This is a genomic window from Novosphingobium meiothermophilum, assembly GCF_003171715.1.
In the GTDB taxonomy this organism is placed as follows: Bacteria; Pseudomonadota; Alphaproteobacteria; order Sphingomonadales; family Sphingomonadaceae; genus Novosphingobium; species Novosphingobium meiothermophilum.
Map to the genome: position 1 here is coordinate 1 of NZ_QGHL01000016.1, position 15,877 is coordinate 15,877.

Below are 15,877 nucleotides of genomic sequence, written 5' to 3' on the forward strand. Positions count from 1 at the left end.
ACTATGCTCCTGCGATTGTGCCTCTTGGTGGATTCCCACCATCAAGGGCCGCGATGGCTTGGATTGGCAATGGTGTCCACGGTAAACTTGCAAAGGTGCAAAGCGAAACTTTGCAGCCGATGCGGCATTGTCGGCATGGCCGCGCAACAGAAAGGCGCCGTCTGGGTGGACCTGACGGCGCCTCTTGCAGGCAAACCTGCGGCCAGAGATCAGGCCATGGCAATCAGCCGATGCCCATGAGCCTTGCGTTGAGCGCGCGATCTGCGCCGCCCGCGGCGAAATCATCAAAGGCGTGTTCGGTCACGCGGATGATGTGGCGATCGATGAAAGGAGCGCCCTCTGCCGCGCCCACTTCAGGGTGCTTCAGCGCACATTCCCATTCCAGCACGGCCCAACCGGCATAGTCATTGGCGGCCATCTTGCTGAAGATACCGGCAAAATCCACCTGTCCATCGCCCAGAGAGCGGAAGCGGCCGGGACGATCGACCCACGACTGATAGCCGCCATAGACCCCCGAACGACCATTCGGGCGGAACTCGGCGTCCTTCACGTGGAAGCATTTGATGCGTTCGTGATAGATGTCGATGAAGGCGAGGTAATCAAGCTGTTGCAGCACGAAGTGGCTGGGATCGTAGAGGATGTTGGCGCGCGGATGATTGCCGACGCGCGAAAGGAACATCTCGAAAGTGACACCGTCGTGCAGATCCTCGCCCGGATGGATTTCGTAGGCGATATCGACGCCATTCTCGTCGAAGACATCGAGGATCGGTTTCCAGCGACGCGCCAGTTCGTCGAACGCGTCCTCGACCAGCCCTGCGGGCCGCGCGGGCCAAGGATAGAAATAGGGCCATGCGAATGCGCCGGAAAACGAGGCGTGAGCCGTCAGTCCCAGATTGGCGCTGGCTCTGGCCGCGAACTTCATCTGCTGCACGGCCCATTCCTGCCGGGCCGCCGGATTGCCATGGACTGCGGAAGGCGCAAAACCGTCGAACTGCGCATCGAAGGCGGGGTGCACGGCTACAAGCTGGCCTTGCAGGTGGGTCGAAAGCTCGGTGATCTCCAGCCCCTTGGCGGCAAGCATGCCCTTGATCTCGTCGCAGTAGGTCTGGCTGGTTGCGGCCTTTTCCAGATCGAACAGCCGCGCATCCCAGCTTGGAATCTGGATGCCCTTGTAGCCGAGCGAGGAAGCCCAGTCGGCAATGGTTTCAAGGCTGTTGAAGGGGGCGGCATCGCCCGCAAACTGGGCAAGGAAGATTCCGGGGCCTTTGATCGTCTTCATGGCGGATTTCCTTCAGGATTCGAGCGTGACCCAGCCTGCGCGGTCGCGGCTGGCCGAAACGGCGGTGTCGATGAAGGCCATGCCGCGCACGCCATCGGCGATGCCGGGCAGGAGCGGCGCAGCTTCGCCGCGCACGAGCGCGGCGAAATCGCGGTAGAGGTTGGCGAAGGCTTCGAGATAGCCTTCGGGATGGCCGCCCGGTGTGCGCGTGCGGACTGCGGCATCCGCGCCCAGCACTCCGGTGCCAGATCGCACAAGCGTGCAGGTGCCATCGAGCCGGTTGATGGTGAGGGTGTTCGGCTCTTCCTGCTTCCAGAGGATGCCGCCCCTGTCGCCATAGACACGAATGCGCAGGCCGTTCAGCTCGCCCACCTCGATCTGGCTGGCGAGGAGGACACCGCGCGCGCCATTGTCAAAGCGCAGGAGAATCGAGCAGTCATCGTCGAGCAGGCGCCCCGGCACCACGGCGGCAAGATCGGCCAGCAGCTCACGCACGCGCAGGCCCGTGACAAACTCGGCCAACTGGAAGGCATGGACACCAATGTCGCCGATGCACCCGCCCAGTCCGGCGCGCGCGGGATCGACCCGCCATTCGGCCTGCTTGCCCACCGCTTCGCCCGCAAGCCAGCCTTGCGGATATTCGACCACGACCTTGCGCACCGTGCCGATCTCTCCCGCCGCAATCCGGGCGCGGGCTTCGCGCACAAGCGGGTATCCGGAATAGGTATAGGTCACGGCAAAGGGTTTTCCGGCCGCCGTGACGAGATCGGCCAGCGCATGGGCTTCAGCCAGTGTTGCCGTCAGCGGCTTGTCGGTGATGACAGGAAGCCCCGCCTCAAGCGCGGCCCGCGCCGAGGGCAGGTGGTTGTGATTGGGGGTGACGACCGCGACGAAATCGATGCCGTCACTCCGTCCGGCTTCGGCACGGAACATGGCATCGAGCGATGGGTAGGCGCGCGCAGGATCGATCCGGTAGGCATCGCCTGCGGCCGTGCTGCGCTGCGGATCGCTGGAAAAGACGCCCGCGACGAGTTCGATCTCTCGGTCCAGTTCGGCGGCAAAGCGATGCACCGGGCCGATGAATGCCCCCGGCCCGCCACCGATCATGCCCATTCGCAAACGCCGCATCCGCAAACTCCCGTTCAATTTTAGAAGTCATATTCTATTTCTTAAATGCGCGTGGTCAAGGGCCTGCGATACAGTCAAGGCGGGTTCGGGTTTGCGGGGCGGCTTTACCTTTACTGTCAATCGTGCAAGGAAGGCCGCAGTCATACTAGAACGACAGTTTCAACAGCAGGCGGGCACGATGGCGCGTGGCGTGAAGAAAGCGGGCGAAGACAGCACTCTGGCCGTGGAGAATGTCAGCCGGACACCCCAGCAGGGGCGCAGCAAGGCGTCGCTGGAACGGATGCTCGCGGCCGCCCGCGAACTGATGCTGGAACGGGGCAGCGAGGACTTTACCCTTCAGGATGTGAACGCGCGCGGCAATGTCTCGATCGGTTCAATCTATCTGCGTTTCCAGAGCAAGGACAACCTCGTGCGTGCGGTCATCGCCCGGGCGCTTGAGGATCTCGCGCAAGCGGAAGAGGCGATGGTCGAGGAAGTTCTGGCGCAATCACCCACGATTGACGAGTTCATGCCGCGTTATGTTGCGGGCTATGCCGAAGTGCTGCGCGTGAACGCCCCCTTGCTGCGCCTTGCGATGGAGCGAGCCTCGTTCGATCCGCTGGTTTCGAAGCCGGGCAAGGACCACGCCCTGCGCGCAACCGCCCGCGGCATGGAGGCCATGCTGCGTTACCGCGCCAGCTTTGGCGGAACCGACCACGAGATCAAGGCCAACTCGGCCTACAAGATCGTGTTTGCAACGCTTGCCCGTCAACTCAGTCTCGGCTCATCGGGCGAGGCCGCGCACGATTATGACTGGGATGTCCTCAAGCGCGAACTGGGCCGCATGTGCCTTGCCTATCTCAGGGCGCCCTGAAGCACTTCGTGCCTGCGCACCGGATGCGCGAACGCGCCGTCAGCCGGTGGCCAGCAACCGCTTCATGATGGCGCGGACCTCGTCGGCCATGTCGGGCCGTTCCAGCGCCAGCGACAGCGTTGCCTCGACAAAGCCGGTCTTGCTGCCGCAATCGAAGCGCCTGCCTGCAAAGGTCACGGCGTGGAAAGGCTGCTGGCCGATCATCCGCGCCATGGCATCGGTCAACTGGATTTCGCCGCCCGCGCCGGTGCCCTGATCCTCCAGTGTGCGCATGACTTCGGGCTGAAGAATGTAGCGGCCCGAAATGATGAGGTTCGACGGCGCATCCTCGCGCTTTGGCTTCTCGACCAGCCCGGTCACTTCGGTGATGTTCTCGCTGATCCGTGCGCCGGGGGCGATCACGCCATAGCTTGAGACTTCGTCTTCGGGCACTTCCAGCACCGAGATGAGATTGCCGCCCAGCGCTTCGTAGGCATCGACCATCTGCTTCATGCAACCAGGTGATCCCACCATCATCTCATCGGGCAGGAAGATGGCGAAGGGCTCATCGCCCACCACGGCCCTGGCGCACCAGATGGCATGGCCCAGCCCCATCGGCACCTGCTGGCGCACGGTAACGAGATTGCCCGGCTGGATGCGCGTGGGTGCCAGCACATCAAGCGCCTTGCCGCGATCCGACATCGTGTGCTCAAGCTCGTAGGCCGTGTCGAAATGCTCGACAATCGCGGTCTTGCCGCGCCCGGTCACGAAGATGAGCTGCTCGATCCCCGCCTCGCGCGCTTCATCCACCGCATACTGGATCAGCGGGCGATCGATTATGGGCAGCATTTCCTTGGGGATGGCCTTCGTTGCCGGCAGGAAGCGCGTGCCAAGGCCCGCGACCGGAAAGACAGCCTTGCGGATCGGCTTGCGCACCGGAGAAACGGCCGAGGATGCGGCCGGGGAAACGGGGAGCGTATTCGTCATTTTTCCAGTCTTGCCCAAACTTTGCCGCGCTGTCGTGATGCACTGCACAATTACTAAGGGAAAATGTCAAGGCAGGGACAGACCCCTGACAGCACATGTCATGCCCGCTCGCCATGCCCGCCATGCCCGCGCGGACCGGTCTCATGCTTGCACAGGATTGCAAACCGGCTAAACCGCCGCGATGGACAAGATCATCATCCGCGGCGGCAAACGCCTCTCTGGCACCGTGCCGGTTTCCGGCGCAAAGAACTCGGCCCTCACCCTTCTGCCCTGTGCGCTCCTGACCGAAGAGCCGCTGACGCTGCGCAACCTGCCACGGCTTGCCGACATCGACGGGTTCCAGCATCTGATGAACCAGTTCGGCATCTCGACCTCGATTGCCGGCGCGCGGCCCGAAGATTTCGGCCGCGTGATGACGCTTCAGGCCACCCGTCTCACATCCACGGTTGCCCCTTATGATCTGGTGCGCAAGATGCGCGCGTCGATCCTCGTGCTTGGCCCCATGCTGGCCCGTGCGGGCGAAGCCACGGTCTCGCTGCCGGGAGGCTGCGCCATCGGCAACCGCCCGATCGACCTGCACCTCAAGGCGCTTGAAGCCTTTGGTGCGAAGATCGAACTGGCCGCAGGCTATGTGCGGGCGATTGCGCCCGATGGCGGGTTGCCGGGCGGGCGCTATTCGTTCCCTGTCGTCTCGGTTGGCGCGACCGAGAACGCGCTGATGGCCGCCGTTCTGGCGAAGGGCAAATCGACCCTGCACAATGCCGCGCGCGAACCGGAAATCGTCGACCTTTGCAACCTGCTGGTGGCGATGGGAGCGCAGATCGAGGGTATCGGCACATCGGACCTCGTGATCCACGGGGTCGATCGGCTGCACGGCGCAACCTACATGGTCATGCCCGACCGGATCGAGGCCGGCTCCTATGCCTGCGCGGCCGCGATCACCGGCGGCGAGGTGATGCTTCAGGGCGCGCGGATCGAGGACATGGAAGCCACCGTGCAGGCGCTGCGCGATGCGGGCGTCCATGTCGAGCCGCGCAAGGGCGGGCTGTTCGTGGCCGCCGAAGGCCCCTTGCGACCCGTGACCATCTCCACCGCGCCCTATCCCGGTTTCGCCACCGACATGCAGGCCCAGCTCATGGCGATGCTGTGCCTTGCCAAAGGTTCTTCGGTGCTGACCGAGACGATCTTCGAAAACCGCTACATGCATGTGCCAGAACTGAACCGCATGGGCGCACGGATCGAAACCAAGGGCCGCACCGCCGTGGTCCACGGGGTTGAACGTCTGACCGGGGCTGAAGTCATGGCCACCGACCTGCGCGCCTCGATGAGCCTGGTGATCGCGGGCCTTGCCGCCGAAGGGGAAACACAGGTCCACCGCCTCTACCATCTCGATCGCGGATACGAGCGGCTTGAGGAGAAACTTTCGCTGATGGGCGCCGATATCGAGCGCGTCGGCGGGGATTGAAGGCCCTTCTTCCGGCACTTTCCAGATCTGCTTGCGCCACCGCTCGAATCTGATATTAATATGATATCAGTTTTTCGAGGGGAAACGTGATGTCGTCCGCCAAGACCCATTCCGCCAGCGTGGAAAGCACCGCGTGGGCTGCCAATGGCTATGCCATGCTCATCCTGATGCTCGTGATCGTGGTGCTCACGGCGGCGCGCATCCTGGGCTTTGCCGCAAGCGAGGGACCGGAAACCGAGGCGTGGAGCTTTGTTTCGACGATCTTCCTTGGCCCGGCCGCAGTGGTGCTGATTGCTTCGGGCTTCTACATGATCCAGCCCAATCAGGCGGCGGCGATAACCCTGTTCGGCTCCTATCGCGGCACGGACCGCAGCAACGGGCTGCGCTGGGTCTGGCCGTGGATGGGCAAGACCAAGATTTCGGTGCGTGCCAACAACGTCGTCTCCGAAAAGCTCAAGGTCAACGATCTGCGCGGCAACCCCATCGAGATTGCCGCAAACGTGGTCTGGCGCGTTTCCGATACGGCGCAGGCGCTGTTCGATGTGGACGACTACAAGGCATTCGTGATCGTCCAGATCGAAAGCGCGGTGCGCTCGATCGGCTCGCGTTATCCCTATGACGACATCGAGCATCACGAAGTGACGCTGCGCGGCCACCATGACCAGATCAACGCCGAACTGCGCGCCGAGCTGAATGAGCGGCTCAAGCTTGCGGGCATCACGGTGGACGAATGCGGGCTGACCCACCTTGCCTATGCCCCCGAAATCGCAGGCGCCATGTTGCGCCGCCAGCAGGCCGAAGCGGTGATCTCGGCCCGGCGCAAGCTGGTGGAAGGCGCGGTTTCGATGGTCGAGATGGCGCTTGAACAGCTTTCGGCCCGGCAGGTGGTCGAACTGGATGACGAGCGCCGCGCCGCCATGGTCTCGAACCTCATGGTCGTGCTGTGCGGCGAGCGCGAGACGCAGCCGGTGGTGAATACCGGAACCCTTTATCAGTAGGCGGCCGCAAGCGTGGCACAGGCGCCCCGAAAGGCTTTTCCCCTGCGGCTCGATCCGGCGCTCTTCGCCGCGATCGAGCGCATGGCGGCGGCCGATCTGCGCTCGGCCAATGCCCAGATCGAAGTCCTGCTGCGCGAGGCCTTGGCACGGCGCGGGGTGAAATTGCCCGAAACCGAAGGCCCGCGCCGGGGACGTCCGCCGAAGGAGGGTTGAGCGCCTCAGGTGCAGGTTGTGACGCCGGAACGAAAGGGCCTGTCAATCATTTGCCGATAGACCGGGCACGGATCATTGCCGGGAGCGGAACCAACAGATGCCCACGCCTTCAGCGCTCAATCCCTTCGCCCTGCGCGAACGCCGCCACAGAGGCCAGCGTCTGGCCGTTCTGGCGCTGGGTGTTGCCGCGCTCGCCGCAATCCCGGCAACGGCGCTGCTGGCGCAGGCGGGCGCGCGCAGCCCTTATACCGTGGTTGAAAGCGGCAAGCGGTTTGCCGCCCTGCAGGATGCGGTCAATTCCATCGGCGATGGAACGGGCACCATCCAGATCGAGCCAGGCGTCTATCGCGATTGCGCGGTGCAGCAGGCGGGCGATGTGGGTTTTGTCGCACAGGTTCCGGGCCAGACCGTGTTCGATGGCGCGGCCTGCGAAGGCAAGGCCACGCTGGTCGTGCGCGGGCGTTCGACGCGGGTAGAGGGGCTGATCTTCCAGAACGTGCGCGTGCCCGATGCCAACGGCGCGGGCATCCGGCTCGAACGCGGCAACCTCACCGTGCGGCAGACCTGGTTCCGCGACAGCGAGCAGGGCATCCTTTCGGCCAACGATCCGACTGGCGCGGTGCTGATCGAGAAATCTACCTTCACGCGCCTTGGGCGCTGCGACCGCGGGCTTTCCTGCGCCCATTCGATCTATCTGGGCGACTATGGCAGCCTGACAGTGCGCCGCAGCCGGTTCGAGGCGGGGCGCGGAGGTCATTACGTGAAGAGCCGTGCCGCGCGCATCGATGTCAGCGAATCGAGCTTCGATGACAGCGCCGGCAAGACCACAAACTACATGATCGACCTGCCCGCGGGCGCAACCGGGCGGATTGCCGATAACGTTTTCGTGCAGGGCAAGGACAAGGAGAACCACAGCGCCTTCATCGCGCTCGCCGCAGAAGGCCGGGTCTATTCCTCTGCGGGGCTTGCCGTGGTTGGCAACGAAGCGCGCTTCGCGCCCGGTGTGCCGTGGGGTTCGGTCTTCGTGGCCGACTGGTCGGGCGACAAGCTGGCCATTGGCAACAACTCGCTGGGCAACGGGCTGAAGCCGTTCGAAAAGCGCTGATCTTGCAGCCACCGGCCTGCATGCCTACCTTGGACGCGTGCTGAGCCGCCTTCCTGCGAACATCATCGGCCGTTTCTGGGCCTTTGTGCTGGCGCTGACGGTGCTGGCGCACGCAACCATGCCCTTCGAGGCGCCGTTGCAGGCGCGCAGCGGTTCAGCCTTCAGCGCGGCAACTACCGAACTGGCCGTGGCACCGCAGCGCAATACCGGCGTGCAGCGGGCCATGCTGCCGATTGCGCCTCCGCCGCCGCAGATGCCTGCAATGGCGGCCCCCGTTGCAGCGCCCCTCGCGCGGCAGACCGCCTCTTTCTGGCCGCCGCAGACCGCGCCGCCAGCTCCGGCGCCGCTGCTGCTGCGGCCGGCCCCCCGCGCACCGCCTCTTGCCTGACCTGCCGCTGCGCCTTCGGGCGCTGATGAAACGCATGTCAGGAAATCAATCATGTCCAACGATCCCACGATCGCATCTGCGGTCGATGCTCGCCGTGCCCATGTCGAGGCGCTGCTGACCACCTACCCCGATGTCACGCCCGAAGAGCAGGCCTTGCTCATTACCTGGTTCCGCCGCCAGGCCAGCGCCATGGATGTGGCGCTGGTGGCCAGCAATCCCGCAGCCGAGCGCGGCTACCGCAAGTTCCGCGCCGACCACATCGACGGGTTCACCCTGAAGGATATTGGCCGGGCGCTGGTCTTTTCCGGGGTTGTCGCAGCGCTGGTGCTGCTGGCCATATCGGGCGCGCCGGTCTGATCCGGGGGCGCGGGGGCATTGCCCCCGCGTCAGCGCAGCAGATGCCCGGTCCGGTCACGCTTGGTTTCAAGATAGCGCCGGTTGTGCGGGTTGGCGGGAAGCTGGTGTGCCACACGTTCCGTCACCTCAAGCCCCAGATCCTGCAAGGTCTTCACCTTCTGCGGATTGTTCGTGAGCAGGCGCAGCGAGGAAACGCCCAGCAGATCGAGCATCCGCGCCGCAACCGGGAAATCGCGCGCTTCGCTGGGCAGGCCAAGCCGCTCGTTCGCGTCCACCGTATCGAAGCCCTGATCCTGCAATTCATAGGCGCGCAGCTTGTTGATGAGGCCGATGCCCCGCCCTTCCTGCCGCAGGTAGAGCAGCACGCCCCAGCCGCCCGCGTTGGCTTCCTCGGCCATGCGGGCAAGGGCTGCATCAAGCTGCGGGCCGCAGTCGCACTTCAGGCTGCCCAGCACGTCGCCGGTCAGGCATTCACTATGCAGCCGCACCAGCGGGGCGCGTTCGCTGGTCTGCGTGCCAAGGACGAGCGCGACATGTTCGCGCAGGTCATCACGCGCGCGAAAGGCGATGATTTCGGCATGTTCGCATGCGTGCACCGGCAGCCGCGCGCGGGCCTGTATCGTCAGGTTCAGCGGATCCTTGAAAGCCGCAAGATCAGTTGCGGAAACCTCTGCCGCAATCTCCACCCCGGTTGCGATCAGGAACGCAGGCAGAATGCCCGCCAGCCGCGCCATGTCCATCGCGGCGATGGCGGCTTCCTGCGCGGTGATCGGGTCTGCCTTGAACGGGCCGCGCAAGGGGCTGCCAAGGTCTTGGGCGGGATCGGCAAGGTTGCGCGCAGCGGCAAGGCTGAACGGTTCGGCCCCGCGGATCATCACCGGCGCATGGGGAATGGCGGCATCGCGCTGGTTGGCAAGTTTCAGCGTGGCCGCGCGCGCGGCCGAAATCAGCAGCCGCGCCGCATAGATGCCGGGCTGAACAAAGGCCGTTTCGGCAGGCAGCAGATCAAGCGCGCCGCCTTCCCCCGTTACCCGGATGGCCCAGCCATGGCGCAGCGCATCAAGCGCGCGGGCAACATTGCGCGCCTCGCTCACAGGTCCAGCTCGGTCATCAGCGGCACATGGTCCGAAGGCTGGTCCCAGCGCCGTGTCTCCTCGATGAAGCGGTGGGCGCGGCTTTGCGCGGCAACCTCAGGCGAGGCCCACATGTGGTCAAGCCGCCGTCCCTGATCCTTGTTGCGCCAGTAGGAGCGGTAGGACCACCACGAATAGTTGCGTTCCGGCGCGGGGATGTGTTTGCGCCCCAGATCGACCCAGCCATGGGCATCGGCAAAGCGCTGAAGCGTTTCGACCTCTACCGGCGTGTGGCTTACCACCTTCAGCAGCGCCTTGTGATCATAGACATCGCATTCCAGCGGCGCGATGTTGAAATCGCCCACGATCAGCGTCGGCCGGTCAATCCGTTCGGCCCAGCGGGTCATGCGTTCAAGAAAGTCCAGCTTCTGGCCGAACTTGGGGTTCACCTCGCGGTCGGCCACATCGCCGCCGGCGGGGATGTAGACATTCTCCAGAACAAGCCCCTGACCCGGCCCCAGCAGTTCCACGCCGATGTGCCGCGCCTCGCCATTGTCCTGCCAGTCATGCCTGCTGACATCGCGCAGCGGTATGCGGCTGACAGTGGCCACGCCGTGATAGCCCTTCTGCCCGTGCACTGCCCGGTGAACATATCCCAGCTTCTCGAACACTTCGTGCGGGAACGCGGTCTCGGCGCACTTGATCTCCTGAAGGCACAGGACATCGGGCGATTCCTGCGCGAGAAAGCGTTCGACCTGATCGGCGCGCAGGCGGACCGAATTGATGTTCCATGTGGCAATCGAGATCATGCGCCCTGCTTTAGGTATGCGGGCGCGGCTTTACCAGACGGGATGTGGACCAGACAGGATGGGGTTAGGGCTGGCGGGACGGCCGGTGATGATCGGGAAGAACAAAACCCTCGGACCGGGGGCATTGGTCCGAGGGTTCCATTCGCGTTCGTCACGCTTGACGAGAGGCCTTCAGGAGACCGGGCAACAGGGGGGAAACCCGTCTCGACCGCCTCGTCACGAACGGTTTAGGCCATGAACGCTTTCCACCCGATGAACAGCCCCGTCAGGCTTGTCGCAACTTGTCGCACGATGCGAACGGCCGGTCAGGAAACGTTCCTCAGCGCCGCGATGCAGGGCGGGGATCAGTCCACCGGAACGTCTTGTCATCCACCGCCACGCCATATTCATGGCCCGAAAGGCGCACGGTGGTCTGCTTGTTCTGCGCATCGGTGGCGACCCACGAATCAAGCTGCAATCCGCCCGGCGCAGCGCCATTGCGCGCGAAGATCATGGTGATCGTGCCATATTCGGGGTGCTTGGGATCGCGCACACGCAGGCTGACGACGCCGCTTGCGCCCGTCGGGATCTGCTGGGCAAATCGCGCAACGTCCTTCTGGGGATCGAGCAGCGCGCCCAGCGGGCTGTTGCCGATGGGCCAGCGCTGCACCTGCCGCACCTCGTAATCGATCATGGTAAGTGCCTTGCCATCACCCACGATGAGCAGCGGCACACCCTTTTCATACTGGAAGCGGACCTTGCCGGGGCGCTTGAGCGTGAGCACACCCGAAACGGACTGGCCGGTGCGGTCTGTCTGCACGAAATTGGCCCGCAGGGTGGTAATCCCGCGCAGCGCGGCCACGGCCCGGTCGATGTCGGTCTGCGGAGCCTGCGCGGCAAGGGGCTGCGGCAGCACCATGGCGCCTGCCGGGGCGAGCACAAGCGAAAGGGCCGCGACGGGGCGGCCCATTCTGCGAAGTCTGGAAAAAATCGTGTTCATCGCCGTTCCTTGCAGTTTCGGCGTTGAACTCCCCGTGAACCGGACCCCCGTCAGCCACACCCGCGCAAACCTGCCCGGTTCCTTGGGTGGGGCGGGGTCGGCCCGGCGGGAGGAGAGGCGCAGGCGCGCTTACTTGATCTTCGCTTCCTTGAACTCGACGTGCTTGCGCACGACCGGGTCATACTTGCGGAAGGTCATCTTTTCGGTGGTGTTGCGGGGGTTCTTCTTGGTCACGTAGAAGAAGCCGGTGTCAGCGGTCGAGACCAGACGGATCTTGACGGTGGTGGGCTTTGCCATGGCTCTATCCTGAACTTTCGCGCGCGAATCTGAAAACGAATGTGGCGGCGCGTTTCCACGCCGCCGTCACAGGGTGGGGCCGTTGGGATAGAATCGCGGCGAAGTCAAGCCTGCACAACCCGCCGCCGCGATTTGCCGGAAACGCGCAGGCGTGCTATTGGTTGCAATGGAAACCATATCAAGATGTCACCCGCACCGCCCGACCATGACCTGCCGACGATGACCTGCACGCCCGCATCCTCCGACTTTTCGCGCCTGCCCGATATGGCGGAAGGTATCTATACGGCACCGCTGAAACGCCCTGAGCGGGTGGGGGCTGACTGGCTGGAGCCTGCCCAGCGGCGCTATTCGGCACAGGAACATGCCATCTGGGATGAACTGTTCGCGCGGCAGATGCGCCTTCTTCCGGGCCGGGCATGCAGGGCATTCCTTGACGGGCTTGAGCGGCTTGACCTCGGCCGTGGCGGAGTGCCCGATTTCGCGCAGCTGTCGCAGCAGCTCGGCGCGCTCACCGGGTGGAGCGTGGTGCCCGTGCCCATGCTGATCCCCGATCACGTGTTCTTCTGGCATCTTGCCAACCGCCGCTTCCCGGCGGGCAACTTCATCCGTTCAGCCGAAACGCTCGACTACATCCAGGAACCCGACGTGTTCCACGACGTGTTCGGCCATGTGCCCATGCTGGCCGACCCGACCTATGCCGATTACATGCAGGAATATGGCCGCGCGGGCTGGAAGGCGATGCGTTACAACCGGCTGAAGGCGCTGGGCGCGCTCTATTGGTACACGGTCGAGTTCGGGCTGGTGATCGAGGACGGGCACCTGCGCGTCTATGGCGCGGGCATCCTGTCCGGCCCGCGCGAGGCGGTGTTCGCACTTGAAGGGCAATCACCCAACCGCATCATGCTCAACGTCGACCGGGTGATGCGCACCGATTACGTGATCGATGATCTTCAGCCCACCTACTTCGTGATCGAAAGCTTCGCCGATCTCTACCGGCAGACGGTGGAGCGTGATTTCGACCGCCTTTACCGCAGCCTTGGCCCCGGCTTCACCTATGCCAATACCGCCGTGATCGACGTGGACGATGTGCTGCACCGGGGAACGCTGGAATATCACTTGCGCGGCGGCCGCCATTCGGGCGCCGTGCCGGTGTAGCGGCGCGGCGCTTCAGCGCAGGCCCAGCCAGACAAGCGCCGCCGCACCGGCGGCGATGCGATACCATGCAAACGGCTTGAAACCCGCACGGCTGACATAGGCAACAAAGAGCCGGATCACCGCCAGCGCCACCACGAACGACACGGCAAAGCCCACCGCGATTTCCGACCAGCCCACGCCCATCGTGCCGCTCATCAGGGCCTCGCGGCTGTCGAGCAATTCAAGCGTCGTGGCACCCAGCATGGTGGGTATGGCAAGGAAGAAACTGAACTCGGCCGCCGTGCGCCGTTCAATGCCCATGGCCAGCGCCCCCATGATCGTGGCGCCCGAACGGCTGACGCCGGGCACCATCGAAAGACACTGCACGATGCCAACGCCTAGCGCCTGTTTCACCGGGAGTTCGCCGATGCCTGTCGGCTCGCCAGGCTTCGCCAGCTTCTCGATCGCCAGAATGGCAATGCCGCCCACGATCAGCGCCCAGCACACCACCGCAGGGCTGCCCAGCAGAACGTTGATGTGCTTCTTGAGCGCAAGGCCAAGGATGGCGGAAGGCAGGAAGGCGACCAAAAGGTTGCGCAGGAAGCGCAGCGAGATCGGCTCAAGGCGCAAAAGGCCCATGCCCACGGCCCAGAAGGTGCGCCAGTATTGCACCACCACGGCCAGAATCGCGCCAAGCTGGATCACCACGTTGAAGGTGGCCCACTGCTGCGCGTCATAGCCGAAAAGCTCGGTGGCAAGGATGAGGTGCCCGGTCGAGGAGACCGGGATGAACTCGGTGAGGCCCTCGACAATGCCGAGCAGAATGGCGGTGACGATCGTATCCATAATGGCTTTCGGGGTTTGCCGCGGTGCAGCACGAAGTCAAGGACTATGCGGCCAGTCCATCGAACTGGAGCCGCGCGAGGCGGGCGTAGAGGCCATCGGCGGCGGTCAGGCTGGCATGGGTGCCCTGCTCGACGATGCGCCCGGATTCCATCACCACGATGCGGTCGGCCGCGCGGATCGTGGCCAGCCGGTGCGCGATGACAAGCGTGGTGCGGTCCTTCATCAGCCGGTCCAGCGCATCCTGCACCAGCCGTTCGCTTTCGGCATCGAGCGCCGAAGTCGCCTCGTCGAGCAGCAGGATCGGGGCATTGCGCAGCACCGCGCGGGCAATGGCGATGCGCTGGCGCTGTCCGCCGGAAAGCCGGGTTCCGTCTTCGCCCAGGAAAGTATCAAGCCCTTGCGGCAGTTCGCGCAGGAACTGTTCTGCATTGGCAGCACGCGCGGCTTCCCAGATCTCCTCGTCGCTGGCGTCCCATCGGCCATAGCGCAGGTTGTCGCGCGCGGAGGCCGAAAACAGCGTGGCATCCTGCGGGACAAGCGCGGTGCGAGCGCGGATCTCGGCAGGATCGGCGCTGGTCAGCGGCACGCCATCGATGCGCACAGTGCCGCCGTGAGGATCATAGAAGCGCTGGGCCAGCAGAAACAGGGTGGATTTGCCCGCCCCCGAAGGACCGACGATCGCCACGGTTTCGCCGGGTTCGACGGTGAGCGTGAAATCGTCGAGCGCCAGCACTTCGGGGCGCGAGGGATAGCGGAACGACACGTTCTGGAACGCGAGTTGGCCGCGTGGCGGCACCGGCAGGACGGTAGGCCGGGCGGGTGGGGCGATGTCCGGCTCTTCGCGCAGCAGTTCATTGAGGCGTCCTGCCGCACCCGCGCCGCGCAGTAGATCGCCGTAAACCTCGGACAAGGCGCCCAGCGCGCCCGCCACAAGCCCGGCGGTGATCACGATGGCAAAGATCGTGCCTCCGCTGATGGTCCCTTCGGCCACCCCGATGGCCCCTTCCCACACCAGCATGGTAATGCCGCCGAAGATCAGCAGAATGACGATGGCCGTCATCCCGGCGCGGATCGAGATGCGCCGCAGGGCGGTCTGGAAGGTGGCTTCGACCTTCTCTCCGAAGCGGGCGAGTTCGCGGCTTTCCTGCCCGAACGCCTGCACGATCTTCATCGCGCCCAGCACTTCCGAAACGATCACGCCGATTCCGGCGACCCGGTCCTGGCTTGAACGGGCCACATTGCGCAGGCGGCGGCCGATGACCACGATGGGAACCACCACCAGCGGAATGCCCAGCAGGAGGATCGCCGTCAGCTTCGGCGCGAGATAGAGCAGATAGCCTACCCCGCCGATGGCGGTAATGGTATTGCGCAGCGCAACCGAAACCGTGGTTCCCACGACCTGTTCGATGATCGCGGTATCCGAGGTCATGCGCGAGGCGATTTCCTTGGGGCTGTTCGTCTCGTAGAACGAGGGTGGCAGACGCAGGAGGTTGGCCTGAACCTTGAGGCGAACATCGGCCACCACGCGCTCGCCCAGCCAAGACACGAAATAAAAGCGGCAGGCAGTGCCGATGGCCAGAACCAGCACGATCAACAAGAGATACTGGAACCAGCGGCCCAGTTCATTGACATCGGCACCGGCGGCAAAGCCCTTGTCGACGATCAGGCGGAAGCCGGAAGGGATCGCCAGCGTTGCCGCCGAAGTGACAACCAGCGCGGTGGCGGCGGCAACAACCCGCCCCGGATAGCGCGCCGCTTCGGCCCAGACCATGCGCAGCGGGCCGAGGCTGCGGGCCTTGGGTGCCGGTTCGGTCTGGCCCTGAGGGTGGGATTGCGGGTTCGGGGTCTGCGCGTCCATGGCCGACGCCTAGCCCAAGGCAGGCCGGGCCGAAAGGGGGCGCTTGCGTGACGGGTGCATTGTTGCATTGCACAAATGCGCGAATCGCGGCACTTTGCAGGGCAACGTCCGCCATGCGGCGGTTGAAAA

General features: G+C 64.5%; 17 protein-coding genes. 8 read left to right on the forward strand and 9 right to left on the reverse strand.

Annotated features, from left to right (window positions below; translation table 11 throughout):
- Positions 1-223: 223 nt before the first annotated feature.
- Positions 224-1,279, reverse strand: a complete 1,056-nt coding sequence (locus tag DKM43_RS13690; protein WP_109799067.1) for a sugar phosphate isomerase/epimerase family protein — start codon at positions 1,277-1,279, stop codon at positions 224-226.
- Positions 1,280-1,291: 12 nt separating this feature from the next.
- On the reverse strand, positions 1,292-2,407 hold the full coding sequence (locus DKM43_RS13695; RefSeq protein ID WP_109799068.1) for a Gfo/Idh/MocA family protein: 1,116 nt from the start codon (positions 2,405-2,407) through the stop codon (positions 1,292-1,294).
- Between the two features lie 178 nt (positions 2,408-2,585).
- On the opposite strand from DKM43_RS13695, the gene DKM43_RS13700 reads away from it, so the two are divergent.
- On the forward strand, positions 2,586-3,260 hold the full coding sequence (locus tag DKM43_RS13700; protein WP_109799069.1) for a TetR/AcrR family transcriptional regulator: 675 nt from the start codon (positions 2,586-2,588) through the stop codon (positions 3,258-3,260).
- Between the two features lie 39 nt (positions 3,261-3,299).
- Here DKM43_RS13700 and galU read toward each other — a convergent pair whose 3' ends face one another.
- Entirely contained in the window at positions 3,300-4,226 is a 927-nt protein-coding gene (galU, locus tag DKM43_RS13705; RefSeq protein WP_109799070.1) for a UTP--glucose-1-phosphate uridylyltransferase GalU, read from the reverse strand.
- A gap of 181 nt (positions 4,227-4,407) precedes the next feature.
- On the opposite strand from galU, the gene murA reads away from it, so the two are divergent.
- From murA to DKM43_RS13735, 6 genes are all read left to right on the forward strand, one after another.
- Positions 4,408-5,691, forward strand: coding sequence for a UDP-N-acetylglucosamine 1-carboxyvinyltransferase (gene murA, locus DKM43_RS13710; protein ID WP_109799071.1), 1,284 nt, complete (start codon positions 4,408-4,410; stop codon positions 5,689-5,691).
- Between the two features lie 89 nt (positions 5,692-5,780).
- Positions 5,781-6,689, forward strand: coding sequence for an SPFH domain-containing protein (locus tag DKM43_RS13715; protein ID WP_109799072.1), 909 nt, complete (start codon positions 5,781-5,783; stop codon positions 6,687-6,689).
- A 12-nt stretch (positions 6,690-6,701) separates the two neighbouring features.
- On the forward strand, positions 6,702-6,902 hold the full coding sequence (locus DKM43_RS13720; protein ID WP_109799073.1) for a toxin-antitoxin system HicB family antitoxin: 201 nt from the start codon (positions 6,702-6,704) through the stop codon (positions 6,900-6,902).
- Positions 6,903-6,999: 97 nt separating this feature from the next.
- The gene (locus tag DKM43_RS13725; RefSeq protein WP_236632591.1) at positions 7,000-8,007 is read left to right on the forward strand and encodes a right-handed parallel beta-helix repeat-containing protein; all 1,008 of its coding nucleotides are present in this window, start codon (positions 7,000-7,002) and stop codon (positions 8,005-8,007) included.
- Positions 8,008-8,044: 37 nt separating this feature from the next.
- Positions 8,045-8,395, forward strand: coding sequence for a hypothetical protein (locus DKM43_RS13730; protein WP_109799074.1), 351 nt, complete (start codon positions 8,045-8,047; stop codon positions 8,393-8,395).
- Between the two features lie 51 nt (positions 8,396-8,446).
- Positions 8,447-8,752, forward strand: a complete 306-nt coding sequence (locus DKM43_RS13735) for a hypothetical protein (protein ID WP_109799075.1) — start codon at positions 8,447-8,449, stop codon at positions 8,750-8,752.
- A 29-nt stretch (positions 8,753-8,781) separates the two neighbouring features.
- Here DKM43_RS13735 and ribA read toward each other — a convergent pair whose 3' ends face one another.
- The 4 genes from ribA to rpmG form a co-directional block, all read right to left on the reverse strand.
- Positions 8,782-9,846, reverse strand: a complete 1,065-nt coding sequence (ribA, locus tag DKM43_RS13740) for a GTP cyclohydrolase II (RefSeq protein ID WP_109799076.1) — start codon at positions 9,844-9,846, stop codon at positions 8,782-8,784.
- Positions 9,843-10,634, reverse strand: coding sequence for an exodeoxyribonuclease III (locus DKM43_RS13745; RefSeq protein ID WP_109799077.1), 792 nt, complete (start codon positions 10,632-10,634; stop codon positions 9,843-9,845). Before DKM43_RS13745 ends, ribA begins: the two co-directional genes overlap by 4 nt.
- Positions 10,635-10,953: 319 nt before the next feature.
- On the reverse strand, positions 10,954-11,583 hold the full coding sequence (locus DKM43_RS13750) for a LolA family protein (RefSeq protein WP_201739879.1): 630 nt from the start codon (positions 11,581-11,583) through the stop codon (positions 10,954-10,956).
- Between the two features lie 159 nt (positions 11,584-11,742).
- Positions 11,743-11,910, reverse strand: coding sequence for a 50S ribosomal protein L33 (gene rpmG / locus DKM43_RS13755; protein WP_011446825.1), 168 nt, complete (start codon positions 11,908-11,910; stop codon positions 11,743-11,745).
- A 264-nt stretch (positions 11,911-12,174) separates the two neighbouring features.
- On the opposite strand from rpmG, the gene phhA reads away from it, so the two are divergent.
- Complete coding sequence (gene phhA / locus DKM43_RS13760) at positions 12,175-13,065, forward strand: phenylalanine 4-monooxygenase (protein ID WP_109799094.1); 891 nt, start codon at positions 12,175-12,177, stop codon at positions 13,063-13,065.
- Positions 13,066-13,077: 12 nt separating this feature from the next.
- On the opposite strand, the gene DKM43_RS13765 is transcribed toward phhA, so the two are convergent.
- Positions 13,078-13,890, reverse strand: coding sequence for an undecaprenyl-diphosphate phosphatase (locus DKM43_RS13765; protein WP_109799079.1), 813 nt, complete (start codon positions 13,888-13,890; stop codon positions 13,078-13,080).
- Positions 13,891-13,933: 43 nt separating this feature from the next.
- A complete protein-coding gene (locus tag DKM43_RS13770; protein WP_109799080.1) occupies positions 13,934-15,748 on the reverse strand; it encodes an ABC transporter transmembrane domain-containing protein in 1,815 nt (604 codons plus the stop codon).
- Positions 15,749-15,877: the final 129 nt, after the last annotated feature.

Coding starts and splice junctions, on each gene's coding strand:
- DKM43_RS13690 (WP_109799067.1), bottom strand. CDS start 1,279: ATGAAGACGATCAAAGGCCCCGGAATCTTCCTTGCCCAGTTTGCGGGC.
- DKM43_RS13695 (WP_109799068.1), bottom strand. CDS start 2,407: ATGCGGCGTTTGCGAATGGGCATGATCGGTGGCGGGCCGGGGGCATTC.
- DKM43_RS13700 (WP_109799069.1), top strand. CDS start 2,586: ATGGCGCGTGGCGTGAAGAAAGCGGGCGAAGACAGCACTCTGGCCGTG.
- galU (WP_109799070.1), bottom strand. CDS start 4,226: ATGACGAATACGCTCCCCGTTTCCCCGGCCGCATCCTCGGCCGTTTCT.
- murA (WP_109799071.1), top strand. CDS start 4,408: ATGGACAAGATCATCATCCGCGGCGGCAAACGCCTCTCTGGCACCGTG.
- DKM43_RS13715 (WP_109799072.1), top strand. CDS start 5,781: ATGTCGTCCGCCAAGACCCATTCCGCCAGCGTGGAAAGCACCGCGTGG.
- DKM43_RS13725 (WP_236632591.1), top strand. CDS start 7,000: ATGCCCACGCCTTCAGCGCTCAATCCCTTCGCCCTGCGCGAACGCCGC.
- DKM43_RS13735 (WP_109799075.1), top strand. CDS start 8,447: ATGTCCAACGATCCCACGATCGCATCTGCGGTCGATGCTCGCCGTGCC.
- DKM43_RS13745 (WP_109799077.1), bottom strand. CDS start 10,634: ATGATCTCGATTGCCACATGGAACATCAATTCGGTCCGCCTGCGCGCC.
- DKM43_RS13750 (WP_201739879.1), bottom strand. CDS start 11,583: ATGGGCCGCCCCGTCGCGGCCCTTTCGCTTGTGCTCGCCCCGGCAGGC.
- rpmG (WP_011446825.1), bottom strand. CDS start 11,910: ATGGCAAAGCCCACCACCGTCAAGATCCGTCTGGTCTCGACCGCTGAC.
- phhA (WP_109799094.1), top strand. CDS start 12,175: ATGGCGGAAGGTATCTATACGGCACCGCTGAAACGCCCTGAGCGGGTG.
- DKM43_RS13765 (WP_109799079.1), bottom strand. CDS start 13,890: ATGGATACGATCGTCACCGCCATTCTGCTCGGCATTGTCGAGGGCCTC.
- DKM43_RS13770 (WP_109799080.1), bottom strand. CDS start 15,748: ATGGACGCGCAGACCCCGAACCCGCAATCCCACCCTCAGGGCCAGACC.